The sequence below is a fragment of the Flexivirga alba genome (assembly GCF_042661025.1).
Classification (GTDB): domain Bacteria; phylum Actinomycetota; class Actinomycetes; order Actinomycetales; family Dermatophilaceae; genus Flexivirga; species Flexivirga alba.
Window position 1 is genome coordinate 662,492 of the sequence record NZ_JBHSWH010000001.1, and the last position, 21,506, is coordinate 683,997.

A 21,506-nucleotide genomic window follows, 5' to 3' on the forward strand; every position below is an offset into this window, starting at 1 on the left:
CACCATGAGGTGCAACGCGATCATCGCTGGACGGCAGCCGGTTCCCGGCCTGCCGCGGTGCGGCGTTCCCTTCCACAGCGACGACTCGTTAGGGTCTGGGCGAAGGGTCAGGGTGTCATGACACTCACCGCACCCGCCGTGTATGCCGAAAGGCCGTATCGCTTGGGAGGTCGGGTCCATGACCGTGACGCGCTCCCCTGCTTCGAGCCGATGACCGCGGAGGACTCGGTCGACCTGGCCGAGCTCTACCGCACACATCACCTGCAGATGGTGCGGCTCGCGCGGCTGCTGGTCGACGACACGGCGAGCGCCGAGGATGTCGTGCAGGAGGCGTTCCTCGGGATGCACCGCAACCGGGCCGCGCTGCGCGACTCCCGGGCTGCGGTCGGTTACCTGCGCCAAGCGGTGGTCAACCAGTCCCGGTCGATGTTGCGCCGACGCCGTACGGTCCGTGCCCACCTGAAGGTCGCCGAGCCGGAGATCGCACCACCGGCCGATACCGACGTGCTCCTCGCCGAGGAGCACCAGGCGGTCCTTCGTGCGGTCGACCAGCTGCCGGCCCGGCAGCGCGAGGTGCTGGTGCTGCGCTACTGGTCGGACATGTCCGAGGCGGAGATCGCCGACGCACTCGGGATCAGCAAGGGCACCGTGAAATCACAAGCAAGCCGGGCGATGGCCACTCTCAACAAGATCATGCAAGGAGGCGCAACCGATGAATCCGTCTGAGCAGCACGACCAGGATGACCTGGAGCGCCGCCTGCGCGACGCGTTCGCCGCGAAGGCTTTGCAGATCTCCGACGCCGACCTGGACCGAGACCGCGAGGACGACGTCGCGGCGACCCTGAGCAGCCGGCGCCGGTCCAGCCCCGCATCGCGGATCTTCGCCGGCGTCGGTGCGGCTGCTGCCGCGGCTGCGATCGTCGTGGTCACCGTGGTCGGGCTACACAACGATGGCAAACACGAGGTCGTCAACGGCCTGCAGCCGGCCACGACCACGAGCTCGAGCAGCACGACACCCAGCACCACGACGAGCACGCAAGAGCCGACCGGCGCCGGCAAGCCGTCGGCGCTGAACCAGCCCGGCACGCCGGGCAACGACCACCCGACGACCGGGGCAAGCACCGCCAGCTCGACTCCGTCTTCAGAGACGACCAGTTCCTTGAGTCCGAATAGGACTGCGCTTTCTGGCTCCTCGACCGTCACCAGCAACTCGTCCACCTCGAGCTTGTCGGCTGAGAGTCACGAGCCTCCGGCAATGTCGGCCGGCCTGCCGCAGTCTGGCCGGCTCGGCGATCAGGAATACACCGGCGCAGTGCCGCTGAAGGACCCGTCCGGTGGCAAGACCCGGATGCTGGCGATGCCTTCGGACACCACGTGGCAGCGAACCGCAGAGGGTGGAAGCTCCCTGACCGTGCGGATCACCTACCTGCCGACCGACATCGAGGCCTACTGGCGCAAGACACTGCCGGGCGAGGGCTGGATCGAGAACGGCTCCGGATGGAGCTACCCGAGCACGTCATACACGGTCAGCGCCATCACCGACAAGGGAAGCTTCACCGTCACCTGGTGACAGTTCGTCGTCAAAGCCTGTCGAACGGTGCGGCGTAACGGAATTCGCCGGTCCGGCCGTCATACCGGCTGAGGGTGCGGACCTGGAAGTAGTCGCCCCACGATGCGTCGGGCGCGGTGATCCCGACCTCGCGTGCGGGCACGAAGCCGAAGCGCCCGTAGTACGCCGGTTCGCCGAGCAATGCCACGAGGCTTTCGCCCCTCGCGGCGGCAGCAGCCAGGACCGCCTGCACGAGCGCGGAGCCGATGCCGCTCTTTTGTCGTTGTGGGCTGACGCTCAACGGGCCGAGTCCGAGCGCGCTCTGGTCGCCGACGTGCGCGCGTGTGCAGACGACGTGACCGAGCACTTTCTCGTCCTCGATGGCGACCAGCGACAGCTCGGGGATCCACCCGGGATCGTCTCGCAGCCAGGACACCAGCGTCGCCTCACCGGGGTCTCCGCCGGGCGTCACCGGCGGCGCACTGTATGCCGCGCCGCGGAACGCAGCTGCCGTCACCGCCCGGATCGCGTCGCTGTCGTCGGGTTGCTCAGGTCGGATCCTCACCCTTGAACCGTCACCCACCTGCTCGTATGGCGTCAACGCATTTCTGGGCAGGTTCGACCACGTGATCAGTGACGATCAAGCAATCGCCGGTGGCCAGCGATTCCAGCGCCATTCGTCCCATGAGCCGGAGCCGACAGGTGGATCGTCGATCGGTTCAGTGCCGTCGACCTCGCCTTGTGTCGGAACCTGGATGATGTCGGCCCACCTGGCAAGCTCCTCGTCTGAGATGGGCCACGTGGTGCGCGGTGCGTCAGTCTGTCGTTGATCGAGTCGTCGTCGCTGCTCGTCCGCGGTCACTTCGAGGTAGTGCATCTCCACGCGCGCGCCGCGGTCGGCTGCCGCCCGGCGCAGGGCGGAACGCTCATCGCCCCCCACAAACCGAAGTCGATCACCACGTTGTCACCCAGTTCCAGTGCGCGCAGCCCGATCTCGATGAGCCTTCCCTCGATGACGTCGGATGCTGACGGCGGATTCTGTTCTCCGTAAAGCGCCTTCATCCATTCATCCTTCGTGAGACGAAGCGCGCAATGATCGACCTCAAGCTGTCGGGCAACGGTCGTCTTGCCAGTGGCGGGCAAACCCACGGTCAGGAACAGGATCGGTTGTCCCATCGCTACCTCGTTCCGTCGAGACTCATCATCGTCTACCGGACGCGGCGGCCTTCAAAGGCGCCGCGTTACATCGCCTCGGTGCTTGGTCAGGGCCGATCGGCGAACGCCGTCGAGACTCGCCCACATGGGCAGCTGCGTTTCAGGCTGCTTTGGTTTGGTGGCCGGGCATCCGCCCGGGTGTCAGGTCCCAGATCACGCGGTCGGGTCTCACGTCGGCGGTGTAGCCCTGCCGGTGCACGCCCTGATGATGTCGGCCGCACAACAGGGTCGAGTTGGACAGGGAAGTTTCGCCGCCGGCCCACCACGGTCTGACGTGGTGGATTTCGCAGAAGCCCGGTGGCCGGTCACAGCCGGGGAACGAACATCCGCCATCTCGCAGGATGACTGCGACCCGGATTGCTTTGGTCGCCAGGCGTTCTCGCCGGCCGACGTCCAAGGGTTGACTGGGTCCGCCGAGCACGACCGGGATCAGGTCCGCGGTGCACGCGAACCGGCGGGCAGCACCCGCGTCGAGCACGTCACCGGTGCTGGTGGTCGCACCGTGACCCTTGAGTAGCTCTTGCAACCCCATGGTCAGCAATACCGTCGCCGCGCCAGCTTGCACACCGTCACCGGCTGCCGCGCGGGCACCGGCACCGACCAAGTCCATCAACGCATCCGCCCGACGCTTGCCTGGTGACCGCTCATCCCGCACCGGCTCAGAACTGGTGGACGACTCGGCAGCTTCTGTGTCGTCATCGACGCGGAGGCCGAACGCGGCACCCGACCCGTGGCCCCGGCTAGCCGCAGCAGTCCCAGCAGTGCGGTCAGCGGGGCCGGTTGTACCGGTTTCGCCAGCTTCCTCCGGTCCGCCGGCTCCGGCGGTGTTGTCAGTGTTGTCAGCCGGTTTCGCAGGTCGCGGTGCGGACTTGGCGTTGATTGCTTCTTTGAGGATTGCCGCGTTCGCCGGGGACAACTCCGCCACCAACCGCGTCATCCCCGTCGCAGTGGTGGACCAGGACAACGACTCGATGCCTTCGAGGTTCTCGTCGTCCTCGGACAGTTTCTCCGGGGCGAACCGGTCGATGATCGCCCGGGTCAGTTTCGTCAGCCCGTCGCACCCGAGCGCGGGGTCGACCTGCAGGAACCAACTCAGCACCTCGTCACGTTCCGCGGTCGGGATAACCGGGCCGACCTTGTCCGCTTGGAGCAGCGCGGTCCGTGCGGACTCCACCGAACACGACCCCTTCAGCAATGCTCGGCCGATGACCGTGTTCTTCCGGTGCTGGCACGCATCGGCCACTGACGCCATCACCCGGATCGTCTTCGGCTCCAGCCGAGTCCCGCCGGTCAGACGCCCGGAGATCCACTGCGACGCGTTGGCCGCATCCGACCCCACCAGCACACCACGATCCACCGCATCCGCGGCCACGATCGCGCCCACCTGCGACGACCGACCCTGCAACCGCAACAGGACCGACATCAACTCAGCCTCCTGGTCCTCGCCGAACTGATGCAACGCACCCGGAACCTCGTCGATCACCTCCGCCGCAGCCTGCAACACCGCGAGAACCTCCTGCCCTCGACCCGGCTCCGCCGAGGCACAGTCCACCATCAAATGATCAATGCTCATGAGGTGAATCCCCCTCCCCTGTATGCGCTTTCGCGTATCTACAGGTTACCAAAACACGAGTGTCTCGTACAGGTTTTCCCGAACACATTTCGCATTTAAATAGCAGGTGAGGCTTTGATCGAACATGGCGCCGCGCCGGTTCACGAGCAACGAGCGATGCTCCCAGCAGATGGCGAATGAGGCGGACCAAGCGCGTCCTCTTCCTCACCCGCCACCCGCTGTTGGGCTACAGCGCCTTCGCGTAATCCACGACGGGCCAGCCGATGAATCCAAGCGATTCATAGAGACGGCGAGCCGGGGCGTGGAAGGCGTCACCTCCGGTTCCGACGTGGACGACCGCAGCGCCGCGGAGCCGGAGCTCCTCCACCGCGTGACGGCACAGCGCTGTAGCTACGCCACGCCGCTGCGCACTGGGATGGACGGCCACCATCTCGAGGCGACCGGTTCCCGCGCTGTCGAGTTGCCACCCGACATACCCGAGAATTTGGCCAGCTTCTTCGGCGACTATCACGAACTTGTCGCTGCCGGGGTCGTGCAGCGTCGGCACTTCCCGCCGGTAGTCGTTCTTCCAATCGCCGTGATCGTGAGCGAAGACGTCAGGCCCGATCAGGACGGGTAGGTCGTCCTCGAACAACACCCGGAACGTCTCGATCGTGAGGTCGATCAGGACGGGCAGGTCGGATTTCTGGAAGCTACGGATTCGCACTGGAGCATGTCCTTCGTGAGCACGTCAAAATGAAGCTGCCGGACCCTGTCGGTCGGGCAGCACGTTGCGGCCGGAGAAGGCCGCCCGCTCACTTGCGAGTACGACCGCTCGCGAAACATGCGAACTGCATGAGGGCGACGATATGCCGGGCGAGCTTCACGAGCATCTCAATTTCGAGCCGACCTGGGGCACAGAGCGGACGCGCTCACGGGCTCCGACTCGGTTGCTGCGGCTGCGGTGCGGGTATGCCGGAGTGGACAACGCCGGGCGCCTCGAAGCTGCCGATCTTTGTCGTGCCATCGCTTGCGTACACGGGAATGGAGTGAGTGCGACCGCTGTCCTGCTTCGACCACTCCTGCGCCTGCGCGGGGTTGGCGGGCGCGGCGCCGTTGAGTTCGGCCGCGTAGAGGTAACCCTGTTTGCCATTCGTGGCGATGGCAGCGATGAGGTCGGGGTCCTCCCCTTTGTCGTTCGTGACGCCATACGTCTGCCCGCGCGCGTTCGTGGCCCAACCCGTGGGGACGTGCTGGGAGTAGCTGACCGTGAGCGTCCAGCGTGCGCCGCGAGTGGTCGTAATGGTCGTCGAGTTCTGACCGGGGCCGAGTGCCATGGCATACGTCGTGATGCTGGTGCCACCCGCGGCATCGGCCGCGGAACACGACATCGACGCACCATCCGCGAAGGTGAACGTGCCGGCGCTCAGGCACCGAAGGCGCAACTCCGCATCGGTCGCGTTTGCCGGTCGCGGACCGAGTCGCACGGTCGAGGTGCCGGTGCGGGTGACCGTGATGGGGTGACTCAGGTTCGTCACCTGATCGGCACCCGGTAGGGGCAGCACTCCTTGAGCCGCGGCCGCGCCCCCACCGACGACGACCAAGAAGATGCCCGCGCCGCCAGCACGCCGCCACCACTTCCGTTTGCGCGCCACGGCTGCTCGATCCACGTGATCGACCAGGGCGGCACGCAGCGTGTCGGCGAATGTCTGGTTCATAGTGCTGGTCATGGGCGTGCCCTCGTCGTGAAGTCATTGTCAGTCGACAATTGGGAGCGAATCCTGGCGCGAATGCGGTGCAGGCGACTCTTGGCCGCCGCTTCGCTCACGCCGAGGACAGCTGCGGCATCCGCGATCGGGTAGTCCTCGACCGAGACCAGCACCAGAAGGTGCAGGTCGACGCCGCGAAGGGACTGGAGCGTCCGACGGAGATCTGCATCGAGGCCGAACACGCTCGACTGCGCCGACGACGCTGCGGCATCGGGTGCGGCGTCCGGCCTGGGCAGCGCTGCCAGAAAGCGCCGATAGCGGAACGTGGACCGCCGCTGATTGCGTGCGACGTTGCTGGTGGTCACCAGCAGCCACGGCAGAACCGAGCCGGCCACCAGCCGCACCGCGTCCCGTCGCCGCCACAGCTCGAGGAACGCGATCGCGGTCACGTCTTCTGCGTCTTGTATGTCGTCAACCAGTCGACACGCATGCCGGTAGACCCGATCGCGATGAGCGTCGAAAACCCGGCCGAACGCCTCACCGTCCCCGGCGCGCGCACGCAACCAGAGAGGCTCGCCGCTCTCGGAAGGATCCCCCATACCTCATAGTGTCCGCACACCCCGATCGGGATTCACGCATCTTGAGCATGCCCATGACGGAAGACCATCCGCACCCATCACCCCTGGTCGCCTCCAAGCGTCCGGCCGATCCCTGACCGCCACGCGGCATGTTGCTCCTCGCGAAGCTGCGCGGTGATCTGCGGCTCCCATTGACCGGCGCGGTGCCAATTGCGACGCAGCACCTTGATGTCCGACCAGTAGTCGACGGCAAGTCCCGCCAGGTATGCCGCGCCGAGACTGACGGTTTCACTGTTCGTCGGTCGCACCACCGACACGTCGAGGACGTCGGCGACCATCTGCATCATCAGGTGGTTGGCCGTCATACCGCCGTCCACGCGCAGCGACTTCAGTGGCACACCGGCATCGGCTGCCATCGCTTCGACGACGTCGCTGGTCTGCCAGGCGCACGACTCGAGCACCGCGCGCGCCAGGTGCCCGGCGGTGACGAAACTGGTCAGCCCGGAGATGACGCCGCGAGCGCCCGATGACCAATAGGGAGAGAACAATCCGGTGAATGCCGGCACCACGACGCAACCGCCGCTGTCCTCGACCGTCCGCGCGAGAGTCTCGATCTCCGGGGCGGTCTTGATCAGGCCGAGCCCGTCGCGAACCCACTGCACCAAACCGCCCGCGACCGCGATCGAACCCTCGAGCGCATACGCCTTGGAACCGTCCGCCAACTGGTACGCGACCGTCGGCAACATCCCGTGGGTGGAGTGGACGATCTCGTCGCCGGTGTTCATCAGCAGGAACGCACCGGTGCCATAGGTGCACTTGACTTCGCCTGCCTCGAAACAGGTTTGGCCGAACAACGCACTCTGCTGGTCGCCGACAGCAGCGGCGACGGGGACGCCGGCCAGGGCGCCGGTGGCCATGCCGACCACGGCCGACGACGGCACGATCCGCGGCAGGATCGCCTCCGGGACGTCGAAGAACTCCAGCAGCTCCGGATCCCATTGCAGCGTCTCCAGATTCATCAACAGCGTGCGACTCGCGTTGGTCACGTCGGTGACGTGTATGCCGCCGTCCGGCCCACCTGTCAGATTCCAGATCAGCCAGGTCTCCATCGTCCCGAGCAGCAGGTCACCGCGACGCGCACGGTCTCGCAGTTCGGGCCGACTGTCCATCAGCCAGGACAGCCGGACCGCCGTGAAGTATGACGCCGGCGGAATCCCGGCCCGCTTGCGGAAGAAGTCGGCGCCAGGGTCGTCGAGCAGGTGGTCGGCGATCGCCCGGGTGCGGGTGTCCTGCCAGACGATCGCCGGGCACACCGGCCGACCGGTCCGGCGCTCCCACAGCACGAACGTCTCCCGTTGGTTCGCGATGCCGACCGCGGCCACGTCCGAGACGGAGATGCCGAGGTCCGCGAGCGCCTCGGGTATGACGCGGCGCGTGTTGTGCCAGATCTCTGCGGCGTCGTGCTCGACCCAGCCCGGGTGGGGGAAGATCTGCCGGTGTTCGCGCTGGCCCATCCCGGCGAGTCGGCCGTGCTGGTCGAAGATCATCGCGCGAGTCGAGGTGGTGCCCTGGTCGATGCTGAGGACGTAGCGAGCGGTCATCCGCCTCACCACCTCTTGGACATGAGGGCGTGACTGGTGCCGCGTGCGGCTTCGTGCAGTGACGACAGCACGTCGTCGCGAGCCTCGCGCGCCGGCGTGAGCACCTGTTCAACCGTCCCGCGTATGCCGAGAGCCGCCACGACCATGCCGCCATGGCTCCGGACAGGCACGGCAAGTCCGGCTACGTTGCCGCGGGACTCGGCGACGTCGATGGCGAAGCCACGCCGACGCGTGACCACTGCCTCTTCACGCAACCGGCCGACGGTCGTGTCCGACCGCACCGCATCGGCGTCAGGGCGGATGCCCTCCAGCACCTGGGTGCCGATCGGGCTGAGCGCCAGCAACACCTTGCCCTCGGCAGTCGCGGTGAGGTCCACCGGATCCCCGATCTCCACCCGTTGCGGAGCCGGCGACGCGCTGAAGACGTGATGCGCCGTGACCCCGGCAGTGATCTCGGCGGCCGGCGCGTCCGGAAGCACGACGAGCCGTGCCGACAGACGAGTGTGCGCAGCGAGCGCGTCCACCCAGTTCGTCGCGCGGGACCGCATTTCGTTGATATCCATAGGTTTCAGGCGCGCGGCCAGCACCTCGCCGGCCAGCAGATAGTCACCGCTGCTCGGATCCTGCTCGACGAAACCGACCTCGACGAGCGTCCGCACGATGCCGTGCACAGTGCTTTTGCTGAGCCCGAGAGCACCAGCGAGCTCCCCCAGTGGACGGCCGTAACCGCCGGCGAGCAGTCGCATGATCGCCGCCGCTCGTTCGACCGATTGCACACTGCCCGGCATACGTCCTGAGGGTAATCGACCAGTGCCCTTCGACAATGTCAAACGGCCTCAACCCCCACGACCCGACGCGGTTCTACGTTGACGATGCGCAGAGCATTTGTGATGCGGCTCACACCCCTGGAGAGGTATGCACACCATGAGAAGTCGAGCTTTTCCACCACCTGAGGCGAACGCACGATGAGCGCCGTCACTGCCCCGATGAAACACGGACTCGGACTCAAGCAGCTGGGCGGAATGTGGGGTGAGTGCGCCGCCGAGTTCCTCGGCACCTGCGTGCTGATCCTCTTCGGCGACGGCGTCGTCGCCATGGCCGTAGCCGCCCTTCCCGGATCGGGTCGCGCCCAGAGCGCGACGACGATCTTCCTCGCCTCCGGCGACTGGTTGCTCATCACCTGGGGGTGGGCGTTCGCGGTCTGCTTCGGCGTCTACATCGCCGGCGGAGTCACCGGAGCGCACCTGAACCCCGCAGTCACCCTCGCCTTCGCCGTGCGACGCAAGTTCCCCTGGCGCAAGGTGCTGCCCTACTCGATCAGCCAGATCGTCGGCGCGTTCGTCGGCGCCGCGTTGGTCTGGTGGAACTACCACGACTCGATCCATGCGTATGACGCCGCAGCGGCGAAGGGCGGCGCAACGCTCGTCCATGGGCACACGAACGCGACCTTCTCGATCTTCGCGACCTTCCCGTCACCGGCCTTCAACGGCTCCATGTGGGGTCCGCTGCTCGACCAGATCATCGGCACGGCATTGCTGCTCCTGTGCATCGCGGCGGTCGTGGATGCGCGCAACACTATCGTCAAGGCGAACCTCGCCCCGCTGATCATCGGCTTCGCGGTCGCCGCGATCGGCATGAGCTTCGGTGCGAACGCTGGATATGCGATCAACCCGGCCCGTGACCTCGGCCCGCGCATCCTCGCCTACTTCGCCGGCTTCGGTGAACTGGCGCTACCCGGAACCGTCCACGGGCCAGGCGGTTTCAGCGGCTACATGTGGGTGCCGATAGTCGGCCCATTGATCGGTGGCGTCATCGGCATCTTCATCTACGACCTCTTCATCGGCAAGGTGCTGGACGCCCGAGCAGCGCTCGGAGCGCCCGAGGAAGCACCTGAGCAGGTGCCACCGGTCGACGACGAGCTCGACTACTAGTCGTCACCCTCCAAACACACAGCAACGAACTGCAGGAGACAACATGCCCGACTTCGTAGGCGCCCTGGATCAGGGCACAACTAGCACCCGATTCATGATCTTCGATCATGGCGGAAACGAGATCGCCAAACGCCAGCTCGAGCACGAGCAGATCCTGCCGCAGGCAGGCTGGGTCGAGCACAGCCCGCTGGAGATCATCGACCGGACCCGGACCGTGATGGGCAGCGCGCTCGCCAACGCCAACCTTCACGCGAGCGATCTGGACTCGATCGGGATCACCAATCAGCGCGAGACCACGGTCGTCTGGGACAAGACGACGGGCCGCCCCTACTACAACGCGATTGTCTGGCAGGACACCCGCACCGACAAGATCGCCTCCGCTCTCGAACGTGAGGGCAAGGGCGATGTGATCCGGCAGAAGGCCGGCATCCCGCCGGCCACGTACTTCTCAGCCGGCAAGATCAAGTGGATGCTGGACAACGTCGACGGGCTCCGCGCGGCAGCCGAGCGCGGCGACGCGATCTTCGGCAACACCGACAGCTGGGTGCTGTGGAACCTCACCGGTGGCACCGACGGCGGCGTGCACGTCACCGACGTCACCAACGCCAGTCGCACCATGTTGATGAACCTCGAAACCCTCGACTGGGACGACGAATTGCTCGGGTTCTTCGACATACCGCGCTCGATGTTGCCGGAGATCCGGCCCAGCTCAGACCCGAACTTCTACGGGACGACGCTACGCAGCGGCCCGATCGGCGGAGAGGTGCCGCTCGCGGGCGACCTCGGCGACCAGCAGGCGGCCACGGTCGGCCAGGTCTGTTTCTCGCCCGGTGAGGCGAAGAACACCTACGGCACCGGCAACTTCCTGCTGATGAACACCGGAGAGGAGATCGTCCGCAGCAAGAGCGGTCTGCTGACCACACCGGCATACAAGTTCGGGGACAGCCCCGCTGTCTACGCACTCGAAGGTTCGATCGCGGTGACCGGCAGCGCCGTCCAGTGGTTGCGCGACCAGCTCGGCATCATCTCCGGTGCGGCCGAGACCGAGCAGCTGGCCCGGCAGGTGAAGGACACCGGCGGCATGTACTTCGTGCCGGCGTTCTCCGGACTCTTCGCCCCCTATTGGCGCTCGGACGCGCGCGGCGCGATAGTCGGTATGTCGCGCTTCAACACCAACGCGCACCTCGCCCGGGCAACGCTGGAATCCATTTGCTACCAGAGCAAAGACGTCGCCGACGCGATGGAGAAGGACTCCGGCGTGAAGCTCGACGTGCTCAAGGTCGACGGCGGTGTCACCGCCAACAGCCTGTGCATGCAACTGCAGGCCGACATCCTCGGTGTGTCCGTCTCCCGCCCGGTGGTCGCGGAGACGACCGCGCTGGGTGCGGCATACGCCGCGGGCCTGGCGACCGGCTTCTGGAACAACACCGATGAGCTGCGTGCCAACTGGAACGAGGACCAGCGCTGGGAGCCGGAGTGGAACGACGAGCAGCGCTCCACCGGGTATGCCGGCTGGCAGAAGGCCGTCAAGCGCACGCTGGACTGGGTCGACGTCGAGTGACGAGCACCGCCAGCACAGACCGCGCGGATGGCTCGTGCCTCGCCACGGGCCATCCGCGCGCTGCCTCGACCAAGCACATACCTAAGCTGGAAGACACCGATCGTCGTCATACGGTCGGCGGCCAGGAGGAATTTTCATGGTGATGCAGCCCAACAGCGCCCGACTCGGGCCCGAAGAGCGCGTGCAGGCGTGGAAAGACCTGCAGGAGCGCGAATTCGACGTCCTCGTCATCGGCGGAGGGGTGACCGGCTCCGGTGCCGCACTCGACGCCGCAACTCGCGGACTACGCACCGCATTGGTCGAGTCCCGTGACTTCGCCAGTGGCACCTCGTCACGCAGCAGCAAGCTCTTCCACGGCGGGCTGCGCTACCTCGAGCAGATGAATTTCGGCCTCGTCGCCGAAGCGCTGCGCGAGCGCGAACTCATGCTGACCACCATCGCGCCGCACCTGGTGCACCCGGTCTCGTTCCTCTACCCGCTGTCGCACCGCGGCTGGGAACGCCCTTATGTCGCAACGGGTTTGGCGATGTACGACCAGATGGGCGGCGCCCGGTCAGTGCCGCGTCAGAAGCACCTCACCCGCGGCGGAGCGCTGAAGCTCTTCCCGAGCCTCAAGTCAGACTCGCTCGTCGGCGCGGTCCGCTACTACGACGCGCAGGCCGACGACGCGCGGCACACCATGACGGTCGCGCGCACCGCTGCGCACTACGGCGCCGTGGTCCGCAGCTCGACCGAGGTCGTGGAGATCGTGCGCGAGGCCGACCGGGTGGTCGGTGCCGTGGTCCGTGACGTCGAGACCGACGAGCGGATCACCGTCCGTGCGAAGGTCGTGGTCAACGCCACCGGTGTCTGGACCGACGACGTGCAACGGATGAGCGGCGGCCGCGGCCGGTTCCGGGTGCGGGCCTCCAAGGGCGTGCACATCCTGGTCCCCCGCGATCGGATCGCCGCAGAGGTCGGGCTGATTCTGCGCACCGAGAAGTCGGTGCTGTTCGTCATACCGTGGGGGCAGCAGTGGCTGATCGGCACGACCGACACGGACTGGACGCTCGATCTGGCACACCCCGCGGCGACTGCCTCGGACATCGAATACCTTCTGGAGCATGCGAATTCGGTGTTGGCGACACCGATCACCAAGGACGACATCCTCGGCGTCTATGCCGGGCTCCGTCCCCTGCTCGCCGGGGAGAGCGAGGACACCAGCCAGCTGTCCCGCGAGCACGCCGTCGCGCGTCCGCAGCCCGGTCTGGTGTCGATCGCCGGCGGGAAATACACCACCTACCGGGTGATGGCCAAGGACGCGATCGACATCGCCGGCAGGGACCTCGGCGAGATCAAGGAATCGGTCACCGACCGCGTCCCGCTCCTCGGCGCCGACGGGTATGCCGCAATGGTCAACCTCACTCACGAGTTGTCTGCGCAGACCGGTCTGCCTTCGTGGCGGATCGAGCACCTACTCAACCGCTACGGGTCAAAGCTGGACGAGCTCCTCGCGCTGACGGCCGAGGACGAGACGCTGCTGGAGCCGGTCACGTCCGCCGAGACCTACCTGCGGGTGGAACTCAAATACGCGGTCACTCACGAGGGCGCACTGCACCTCGCCGACGTGCTCGCCCGACGTACCCGTATGTCGATCGAGACCAAGCATCGTGGCGTCGATGCAGCCGAGGAGACGGCCGACATCATGGCGCCGTTGCTGGGCTGGACCGAGGAGCAGAAGCGGCAGGAGGTCGAGACCTACCGCGAGCGCGTTGCCGCTGAACGTGCCTCGCAGGAGCTCGACACCGACTCCGAGAGCGATGCGGCCCGCCTGCGCGCGCCGGAGATGCGCCAAGGCCTGCGCCGGGTCACCGCCACCAAATAGCACCCCCAAGCTGGTCGAGCGCCGCCCTGAGTAGCTCGTGAGGAACGAGCGAGCGTATCGAAGGGTAGGGCGAGAAACCAGCCTCACCCAAGCTGGTCGAGTAGGGCGAGGAACCAGCCTCACCCAAGCTGGTCGAGTAGGGCGAGGAACGAGCCCGTATCGAGACCAATCGTCTGCTCACGTGGTCTCGATACGCGCACTCCCCCGCTGCGCTCCTCCGTGCGCTACTCGACCAGCTTGTCTGGATCTACTCGCAGGATCCGGTCGTCGCCGGTCGCCGCGCAGCGACCATCACCTCCACCTGCCAGGCCCCGTCCCAGCCTCGGTAGATCGTCGTCGCGCCATACAGGATTCACACAGGGTGGACATAGACTTGCCCATGGCCGCACACAGTGAGCGGGGAGAGGGTGAACCACCATGAGCAACACATCCGGCCTCAAACGACCCGACGGGTCCCCCGTGCGAGTTCTCGTCGTCGACGACGAGAGCAACCTGACCGAACTCCTCTCCATGGCACTGCGATACGAGGGCTGGGAGATCAAGAGCGCCGGCACCGGCACGAGCGCCGTCCGCACCGCGAAGGAGTTCCGGCCCGACGCGGTCGTGCTCGACATGATGCTGCCGGACTTCGACGGTATGGAGGTGTTGCGCCGGCTACGCGACGAGGACCCGACGCTGCCCGTGCTCTTTCTGACCGCACGCGATGCCGTCGAGGACCGCATCGCCGGGCTGACTGCCGGCGGCGACGACTACGTCACCAAGCCGTTCTCTCTGGAGGAGGTCGTGGCTCGAGTGCGAGCCTTGTTGCGGCGGTCGGTCGCGATGACCGAAGACTCCTCCTCGACGCTGGTCGTCGGAGACCTACGACTCGACGAGGACAGCCACGAAGTCTTCCGCGGGGACACCGAAATCACCCTGACCGCAACCGAATTCGAGCTGCTGCGCTACCTCATGCGCAACCCGAAGCGGGTGCTGTCCAAGGCGCAGATCCTGGACCGCGTGTGGCACTACGACTTCGGTGGCCAGGCCAACGTCGTGGAGCTCTACATCTCGTACCTGCGCAAGAAGATCGACGCCGGCCGCAACCCGATGATCCACACCATGCGCGGCGCCGGCTACGTCCTGAAACCCGCCAGTTGACCCGGGCTGGACTCCTGAACGGCTCAGCAATGACCACCACCGCATCCTGGCGACCCAGCCGTTGGACCCTGCGTACCAAGCTCGTTGCCTGGATGCTGCTGCTCTTCATGGTTGTCACCGCAGCGGCCGGAACGCTCGCCGTATGGCGCCTCAACCAGACGCTCGAGAGCAGCGTGAACGAACAACTCCGTACTGCCGAGCTGGCGCTTGAGAATCCAGGAGGCGGCGGCGGGCCGGATGCCGGAGCGGTTGGCCTCGCCGGCGGAAACTCACTCCGCTACGACGTCCAGACAAACGGTGACCCCGTCTACCAGTGGAATGCCCAGAGCCAGCAGAGCATCCAAAGCGCCACGGTCAACCGCCTCGGTGGCAGCACCCAGCTGACCTCCGCCCAGCAGAGGAAGCTGCAGGCCGCCGGGCTCGGCCGCACACCGCAGCCCGTTGATCTCGGCAAGCTCGGCACCTATCAACTGATCTCGGTCAACCACCCCCAAACTTTGCGAACGCTGGACAGCAACCGCCAATACGATGCGCAGGTCACGACGATCATCGGCCTGCCGATCGACGCCAACAACAACACCATTCAGAAGACGGCCCTATCGATCGCACTCTTCAGCGGAGCCGGCGTCATCCTTGTCGCGATGGCAGCGACGTGGGTCATCCAGCGCAATCTCGAGCCATTGCGCCGAGTCGCTGCGACGGCCACTCGCGTCTCCAAGCTTCCGCTCTCCTCCGGCGAGGTCGTGATGTCCGAGCGCGTGGAACCACGGGACACCGACGAGCGCACCGAGGTCGGGCAGGTCGGCGCATCTCTCAACGGCATGCTCGACCACATCGACAACGCACTCACTGCCAGGCAAGCCAGTGAGATGCAGGTACGCCAATTCGTCGCCGATGCCTCCCACGAATTGCGCACGCCGTTGGCGTCGATCCGCGGGTATGCCGAGCTGTCTCGCCGCGAGACGGAACCGGTGCCGAAGGGCGTCACCCACGCGCTCGGCCGCATCGAGTCCGAGGCCGGCCGGATGACTGCGCTGGTCGAGGACCTGCTGCTGCTGGCCCGGCTCGATTCCGGTCGGCCGCTGAACTTCGAGTCGGTCGAGTTGCCGCTCATCGCGATCGAGACTGTCAGCGACGCCCGCGCCGCAGGTCCGGACCACGTGTGGGGCCTTGATCTGCCGGAAGAAGGCATCGAGATCGAAGGGGACGAAGCACGGATCCGGCAGATCGTCATCAACCTGCTCGGCAATGCCCGCAAGCACACGCCCCCGGCACGCGGGTCGTCCTGTCGGTGGGTGCGCAGGGCGACGGCGTGCTGCTCCAAGTTCGCGACAACGGGCCCGGCATCACCCCTGAACTCGTGCCGCGCATCTTCGAGCGCTTCATCCGCGGTGATGCAGCCCGCACCCGCACGGAAGGATCGACCGGGCTCGGCCTGTCGATCGTGTCGGCCGTCGTCGCCGCCCACCACGGGAAGGTCGACGTCACCTCGCGTCCGGGTGAGACAGTCTTCTCCATCTGGTTGCCTCGCAGGCAATCCGCGCCGGGTCCGTCGGCGCCGGCAGCGCCATACGACCCGCGAGTGCCGGTATGACGGGCGCGACCCGCCATACGCACCTGAAGCACCAGCTGAGCAGCTTCGCGGTGATCGGCGTCGCCAGCACGGTCGCCAACGTCGCGCTCTTCTACCTGCTCAACCTGACGATGAACGCACAGGTGGCCAACGCGCTCGCGCTGATCATCACAACGATCTTCAACACCGCCGCCAACCGGCACTTCACCTTCGGCGTGCGCTCCCGCGAGGGCGCCGGCCGTGCGCAACTGCAGGGGTTGGTGCTCTGGCTGATCATGTGGGCCGCGACCGCGCTCGCGTTGTTCCTGTTGCTGCACGCGAACCCCGACGCATCCCACACCGCCCAGTCGGCGGTGCAACTCGCCGGGAACGTCGTGGCGACGCTCATCCGCTTCGTGATGCTGCGCCGCTGGTTCGCGCCGAAACCGGTTGTCGCCGCGTCGGAGTAGCGTCGCCCCCTGACGTGGCCGAGGAGCCGGAGGCGGTGCATTGAGGAGCTCGCGAGGGACGAGCGAGCGTCTCGAAATGAGCGCAGCGGGGGAGGCGTCTCGAGGTCCCGAGGTGGCCTCGCGCTCGAGTGTTTCGCGAGGCATTGTCGGCGGAGGGAGCCGTCGCGCTCGAGTGTTTCGCGAGGCATTGTCGACGGAGGGAGCCGGCTCGGTCGGGCGCTCGTACCTCGCACCCGAGCCGCGCCTCCCGGCATCTCTCCGCCTCTGCACATAGGAAACCCCGGTCGCAAGCTCCCGGGGGTTCCAATGTGCGGAGGCGGAGGGATTTGAACCCTCGATGGGGTTTTATCCCCAAACCCGCTTAGCAGGCGGGCGCCATAGACCAGACTAGGCGACGCCTCCAGTGCCTCACTCGTGGTGAAGCGTGGCAAGGCTACCCAAGAGGCGGGTCCGAGTTCAAAACGGGTGCCTCCGGCCGACAACCAGACGCCAAGGTTCGACGTCTACTGTGACGGGGCTGATTTGTGATCGGCACGATCCGTGAGTCAGACTCGTTCATCCACAATGATCACAGAACGGTAACGGACTCCAGGTGAAGGTAGGCGAATGACGGGAAACGTCGGGGGCGTCGGTAGACGACGCCATGTACCGGAGCACGATCCGGACGAGACCATCATTGCCACCCGGCAGGAACTCGTCCGGCGTCAGGCTGCGGCACGCCCGTCCGTCGGCTCCCGGGCCGACCTGCGCACTGCACGGGCCCGCGACGTGCGCCGTGCCCTTGGCCTGACCGCCCTGTCGCTGCTGTTGCCCGGTCTCGGTCTGCTGTGGACCAAGCGCAAGATGATCGGGTTCGTCATGGTTGGCGTTGCCCTGATCGGCGCGATCTGTCTAGGCATCATCGTCACCAGCGGCGGCCTCATCCACGGCACAGCGCAATTGCTCACCAGGAAGGGCCTGGTGCTGCTGCTCGTCTGCACGATCGGTGGCGGCCTGCTCTGGGTCGCCGGCATCGTGCTCACGGCGATGACGACGACCGGTCGGCGGTGGCCCGATCAGACCCGTTGGCTGCACGGCATCTTCGCCGCGGTGATGTGCCTGGTCGTCGCTGCCCCTGCTGCGTATGCCGCGCACGACGTGTGGATCACCCGCAACGCGTTCAACAACATCTTCCACAACCGCTACACCACCAACGCCGACGCCGCGACGCCCGGCAGCGGAAGCAATCCGTGGAAGGACACGCCGCGGGTCAACATCCTGCTCTTCGGTTCCGACGCCGGTGCCGACCGCATCAACCAACGCCCTGACTCGTTGATCGTCGCCAGCGTTGACACCAAGACCGGCGACACCGTGCTGGTCAGCGTGCCGCGCAACATGGGTCACGCCCCCTTCCCTGCCAGCGACCCACTACACAAGCTCTACCCGGGCGGATACACGAAACTACCTGGGGATACCGACAACGCCGCAGGGCTGATGGAGGGCGTCTGGCTGCTCGGCAACGAGCACAAGGACCTCTTCCCCAAGGACGACCCCAATCCTGGCCTCACCGCCACCAAGGACGCCGTCTCCGGCATCACCGGCCTGAAGATCGACTACACCGCCACAATCGACATGGCCGGTTTCGAGCAGTTGGTCAACGCCATGGGCGGCGTCTACGTCAACGTCAAGGCCGACCCGGGATCCACCTTCGATCCCAAGAAGGGCATCCCGATCGGCGGGAGCATCAACACAGTCACCAACCAGATCAACCCGGGCTCCATCACGGGATGGATCAAGCCGGGCTACCAGAAGCTGAACGGGCATGACGCGCTGTGGTACTCACGCAGCCGCGTCGGGTCGGTGACCGGTGACGACAACCGGATGCGCCGCCAACGCTGCATGCTCAACGACCTCATATCGCAGGTCAACCCGTTCCAGATGGTTCAGAAGTTCCCGTCCATCATGCAGGTCGCGGCCAAGAACATCCGGATCGACATCAAACAGGACGACCTGCCCGCCTGGGCCACGCTTGCCAACACGATGAAGAACGGCAATATGCGCACGGTCGACATCTCCGATCCGAAAAGCAACTGGGACCCGGACTACGCCAAGATCCACGCTCGGGTGCAGAAGGCTCTAGCGGCCGGACACAACAAGAAGGCCCCGACCCCGAAGAAGAGCAGCGCGACGCCGAGCTCGTCGTCCTCGACGCCCTCGAGCGGCAGCTCCAGCAGCAGCTCCACCCAGGCCGCGTACAGCAGCACGGCCGACTCCTGCTGATCGGCCGGCTGACTCCGTGAGCAACTCCCACCCCATTGCCGTGTCTCTGCAATGGGGTTGGATGTTGCCATGAGTTCACGCACTGTGTTGGGAGTCACCGCGGGAGCCCTCCTCATCGCGGGCGGTGCCGGCGGCTACATGTACTGGCAGCAGGCCGACAGCGTGAACAAGCAGGACTCCGCGGCCAAGGCGGCGGCGACCGACTTCGCCCACGACTGGTCGGCCCGCACGCTTGGCGCGGCGACCTACATCGGCACCAGCGGTTCCGCCGCCGCCGACAACTTCGCCACGGCCACCGCCGCGCTGGGCAAGGGCCCGATCAAGGTCGACGTCACGAAGTTCAACCGCGATGGCGACACCGCGACGGCGACCCTGCACGTGGCGTGGTCCCTGGCCGACAAGCGCACCTTCAGCTGGGACGACCCGATCAACCTCGCGAAACAGGGCCAGGCCTGGGGCGTCAAGGTCGATTCCTCGACATCGCTGTGGCATCCGAAGCTGCAGGCGTCCGACGCCTTCGTCGTGCGTCAGGACAACGGCCTGCGCGGTGAGATCAGGGGTGCGGGCGGCAGCGGCATCATGATCAACCAGAAGGTCTACGACATCTCGATCGATCCCACGAAGGGCACCGACGCGTCGATCGGTCAGCTGCAGAACGTCCTGAACATCACCGGCCTGGTCGACAAACTGCACACGGCCAAGAAGGCACACTCGCAAGCACTGATCCCGGTGATCACCTATCGCCAGGACGACTACATCATCTATCAGAACGGCATCCAGGGGCTGTCCGGCGTCGTGGTCACGAGTCGCCAGCAACCGCTGGCGGCCACCCGCACCTTCGCGCAGCCACTGCTCGGCGGGGTCGGACCGGTCACCGCCGAGATGATCAAGAAGCACCCGAACACCTACCGCGAGGGTCAGATCGCCGGCCTGTCCGGACTGCAGGCGCAGTATGACGCGACGCTCCGCTCCACCCCCGGGTTTACCATCACGCCCCGATCCAACTCTGCCGCAGTGCTTTTCGGCAGCAAAGCCAAGAACGGCAAGAACGTCTCGGTCACGCTCGACCCGCGGGTTCAGAACGCCGCGGAGACGGCGCTGGAGTCGCAGAAGGGCAAGCCAGCCGCAATCGTGGCGATCGACGTCAAGACGGGAAACGTGAGTGCCGTCGCCAACTCCCCGTCATACGGCATCAACCGCGCGCTGACCGGGCGTTACGCGCCAGGTTCGCAGATGAAGATCGCGACGACCTACGCGCTGCTGACGCACGGCTTCGACCCCAACACCGTCGTGCCGTGTCCGACGTCCGTTTTCGTCGACGGCTATCGCATCGGCAACTTCGAGGGCGAGACGGCCGGGCATCCGAAATTCACCGAGGACTTCGCCAAGTCGTGCAACACAGCGTTCGTGAAGGCGAGCTCGGGCTTCAGCGACACCGAGTTGCAGCAGGCTGCGAATGCGCTCGGCTTCGGGGTCGACTGGAGCAAGCAGGTCGGCGTCAACGGAGTCTTCGCCGGCAACGTGCCGACGGCCAATGGCCCTACCGATAAAGCGGTTTCGGTCTTCGGCCAGGGCCGCGTGCAAGGTTCGCCGCTCGCCATTGCAGTGATGTCCGGGTCGGTCGCCCGCGGCTCGATGATCCCGCCGGCACTCGTGACGTCGCCCGCTCCGGGCGGCTCGCGGACCGCAAAACCGTTGGACCAGAACGCTGTTCAGGAGCTGCGGAAGCTGATGCGCAACACCGTCACCAATGGCACGGCCACCGCTGTCAAGAAGGTGCCGGGCGGCCCGGTCTACGCCAAGACCGGCACTTCGGAGTGGGCCGAGGGCGGCAAGACCGGAGTCAATGGCTGGTTGACCGGGTGGCAGGGCGACACCGCGTTCTGCGTGCTGGTCGAGGATGTCCCGAAGGGCAAGAGCGGCGGCGACACCGCTGCACCCGTGGCCGCGAAGTTCCTGACCACCCTTGCGAACAGCTGAGCCGTCGCGAGGTCTCGATACACCTCCGCCGCTGCGCTGCCCCGGCACTCGACACGCATGGTCGGCAGACACACAAGGCCCCGGCGAGCGCTGGTGCGCTGCCGGGGCGAAGTGCTGGTCGGGCTCAAAGCCCGGCCATGGATCGTGCTAAATCTGGGGTGCTACTTCGAGGAGTCGATCAGACCGGGTTGACGTTGGCCGCCTGCGGGCCCTTGTCACCCTGGGTGATCTCGAACTCGACGCGCTGTGCCTCTTCGAGGCTGCGGTAACCCTGAGACTGGATCGCGGTGAAGTGGACGAAGACGTCCGGGCCGCCGCCATCCTGGGCGATGAAGCCAAAGCCCTTTTCAGCGTTGAACCACTTGACGGTTCCCTGTGCCATTGGGGGTAACTCTCAATCTATTGTTCTCGTTGCGTGTGACCGCGCACTTTACGTGGCCACTGGACCGCCGAGGCATCCCCCAATGGGTGAACCGTCCGCTCACAAACTCAGCGCCCAACCGGAGTCAGGCGCCGCACCAACGAGGAACTGCAACTGCAATCGA

Annotated in this window: 20 protein-coding genes, 1 tRNA gene and 1 pseudogene; 11 read left to right on the forward strand and 11 right to left on the reverse strand. The window is 66.2% G+C overall.

What is annotated here, in order from left to right; translation table 11 throughout:
- Positions 1-117: 117 nt before the first annotated feature.
- Positions 118-726: an RNA polymerase sigma factor gene (locus tag ACFQDH_RS03335; protein WP_382398457.1), complete on the forward strand. Its 609-nt coding sequence runs from the start codon at positions 118-120 to the stop codon at positions 724-726.
- Positions 713-1,570, forward strand: coding sequence for a hypothetical protein (locus ACFQDH_RS03340; RefSeq protein WP_382398459.1), 858 nt, complete (start codon positions 713-715; stop codon positions 1,568-1,570). Before ACFQDH_RS03335 ends, ACFQDH_RS03340 begins: the two co-directional genes overlap by 14 nt.
- Positions 1,571-1,580: 10 nt before the next feature.
- On the opposite strand, the gene ACFQDH_RS03345 is transcribed toward ACFQDH_RS03340, so the two are convergent.
- The 8 genes from ACFQDH_RS03345 to ACFQDH_RS03380 form a co-directional block, all read right to left on the reverse strand.
- Positions 1,581-2,114: a GNAT family N-acetyltransferase gene (locus ACFQDH_RS03345; protein WP_382398461.1), complete on the reverse strand. Its 534-nt coding sequence runs from the start codon at positions 2,112-2,114 to the stop codon at positions 1,581-1,583.
- A gap of 293 nt (positions 2,115-2,407) precedes the next feature.
- Positions 2,408-2,725: a P-loop nucleotide/nucleoside kinase family protein gene (locus ACFQDH_RS03350; RefSeq protein ID WP_382398463.1), complete on the reverse strand. Its 318-nt coding sequence runs from the start codon at positions 2,723-2,725 to the stop codon at positions 2,408-2,410.
- A gap of 139 nt (positions 2,726-2,864) precedes the next feature.
- Positions 2,865-4,337: an HNH endonuclease signature motif containing protein gene (locus ACFQDH_RS03355; RefSeq protein ID WP_382398465.1), complete on the reverse strand. Its 1,473-nt coding sequence runs from the start codon at positions 4,335-4,337 to the stop codon at positions 2,865-2,867.
- A 226-nt stretch (positions 4,338-4,563) separates the two neighbouring features.
- Positions 4,564-5,043 (reverse strand): GNAT family N-acetyltransferase, encoded by a 480-nt coding sequence (locus tag ACFQDH_RS03360; RefSeq protein ID WP_382398467.1) that lies wholly within the window; start codon positions 5,041-5,043, stop codon positions 4,564-4,566.
- A gap of 205 nt (positions 5,044-5,248) precedes the next feature.
- Positions 5,249-6,046: a hypothetical protein gene (locus ACFQDH_RS03365; protein WP_382398469.1), complete on the reverse strand. Its 798-nt coding sequence runs from the start codon at positions 6,044-6,046 to the stop codon at positions 5,249-5,251.
- Entirely contained in the window at positions 6,043-6,624 is a 582-nt protein-coding gene (locus ACFQDH_RS03370) for an RNA polymerase sigma factor (RefSeq protein WP_382398471.1), read from the reverse strand. Before ACFQDH_RS03370 ends, ACFQDH_RS03365 begins: the two co-directional genes overlap by 4 nt.
- 77 nt (positions 6,625-6,701) lie before the next feature.
- On the reverse strand, positions 6,702-8,204 hold the full coding sequence (gene glpK, locus ACFQDH_RS03375; RefSeq protein WP_382398473.1) for a glycerol kinase GlpK: 1,503 nt from the start codon (positions 8,202-8,204) through the stop codon (positions 6,702-6,704).
- 5 nt (positions 8,205-8,209) lie between these two features.
- Entirely contained in the window at positions 8,210-8,992 is a 783-nt protein-coding gene (locus tag ACFQDH_RS03380) for an IclR family transcriptional regulator (RefSeq protein WP_382398475.1), read from the reverse strand.
- Between the two features lie 177 nt (positions 8,993-9,169).
- Between ACFQDH_RS03380 and ACFQDH_RS03385 the strand changes: the two genes are divergently transcribed.
- The 4 genes from ACFQDH_RS03385 (at position 9,170) to ACFQDH_RS03400 (ending at position 14,700) form a co-directional block, all read left to right on the forward strand.
- Positions 9,170-10,135: an MIP/aquaporin family protein gene (locus ACFQDH_RS03385; RefSeq protein WP_382398477.1), complete on the forward strand. Its 966-nt coding sequence runs from the start codon at positions 9,170-9,172 to the stop codon at positions 10,133-10,135.
- A gap of 43 nt (positions 10,136-10,178) precedes the next feature.
- Positions 10,179-11,696 carry a glycerol kinase GlpK gene (gene glpK / locus ACFQDH_RS03390; RefSeq protein ID WP_382398479.1) on the forward strand — a complete coding sequence of 506 codons (1,518 nt, stop codon included), beginning with the start codon at positions 10,179-10,181 and terminating at the stop codon, positions 11,694-11,696.
- Positions 11,697-11,832: 136 nt separating this feature from the next.
- The gene (locus ACFQDH_RS03395; protein WP_382398481.1) at positions 11,833-13,560 is read left to right on the forward strand and encodes a glycerol-3-phosphate dehydrogenase/oxidase; all 1,728 of its coding nucleotides are present in this window, start codon (positions 11,833-11,835) and stop codon (positions 13,558-13,560) included.
- A gap of 417 nt (positions 13,561-13,977) precedes the next feature.
- Positions 13,978-14,700, forward strand: coding sequence for a response regulator transcription factor (locus tag ACFQDH_RS03400; protein ID WP_382398483.1), 723 nt, complete (start codon positions 13,978-13,980; stop codon positions 14,698-14,700).
- 269 nt (positions 14,701-14,969) lie between these two features.
- On the opposite strand, the gene ACFQDH_RS03405 is transcribed toward ACFQDH_RS03400, so the two are convergent.
- Entirely contained in the window at positions 14,970-15,188 is a 219-nt protein-coding gene (locus ACFQDH_RS03405) for a hypothetical protein (RefSeq protein WP_382398485.1), read from the reverse strand.
- A 381-nt stretch (positions 15,189-15,569) separates the two neighbouring features.
- On the opposite strand from ACFQDH_RS03405, the pseudogene ACFQDH_RS03410 reads away from it, so the two are divergent.
- The 3 genes and pseudogenes from ACFQDH_RS03410 to ACFQDH_RS03420 form a co-directional block, all read left to right on the forward strand.
- Positions 15,570-15,716 (forward strand): annotated as a pseudogene (locus ACFQDH_RS03410) (histidine kinase dimerization/phospho-acceptor domain-containing protein); the annotation flags it as partial.
- A gap of 296 nt (positions 15,717-16,012) precedes the next feature.
- Positions 16,013-16,294, forward strand: a complete 282-nt coding sequence (locus ACFQDH_RS03415; RefSeq protein WP_382398487.1) for a sensor histidine kinase — start codon at positions 16,013-16,015, stop codon at positions 16,292-16,294.
- Positions 16,291-16,722: a GtrA family protein gene (locus ACFQDH_RS03420; protein ID WP_382398489.1), complete on the forward strand. Its 432-nt coding sequence runs from the start codon at positions 16,291-16,293 to the stop codon at positions 16,720-16,722. Before ACFQDH_RS03415 ends, ACFQDH_RS03420 begins: the two co-directional genes overlap by 4 nt.
- 311 nt (positions 16,723-17,033) lie before the next feature.
- On the opposite strand, the gene ACFQDH_RS03425 is transcribed toward ACFQDH_RS03420, so the two are convergent.
- Positions 17,034-17,124 (reverse strand) — tRNA-Ser (locus ACFQDH_RS03425).
- A 204-nt stretch (positions 17,125-17,328) separates the two neighbouring features.
- On the opposite strand from ACFQDH_RS03425, the gene ACFQDH_RS03430 reads away from it, so the two are divergent.
- Together ACFQDH_RS03430 and ACFQDH_RS03435 are read left to right on the forward strand one after the other, a co-directional pair.
- Positions 17,329-18,981, forward strand: a complete 1,653-nt coding sequence (locus ACFQDH_RS03430) for an LCP family protein (RefSeq protein ID WP_382398491.1) — start codon at positions 17,329-17,331, stop codon at positions 18,979-18,981.
- Positions 18,982-19,050: 69 nt separating this feature from the next.
- Positions 19,051-20,961: a penicillin-binding transpeptidase domain-containing protein gene (locus ACFQDH_RS03435; protein WP_382398493.1), complete on the forward strand. Its 1,911-nt coding sequence runs from the start codon at positions 19,051-19,053 to the stop codon at positions 20,959-20,961.
- A gap of 178 nt (positions 20,962-21,139) precedes the next feature.
- Here ACFQDH_RS03435 and ACFQDH_RS03440 read toward each other — a convergent pair whose 3' ends face one another.
- Positions 21,140-21,343, reverse strand: a complete 204-nt coding sequence (locus ACFQDH_RS03440) for a cold-shock protein (RefSeq protein ID WP_325551828.1) — start codon at positions 21,341-21,343, stop codon at positions 21,140-21,142.
- Between the last annotated feature and the right edge of the window lie 163 nt (positions 21,344-21,506).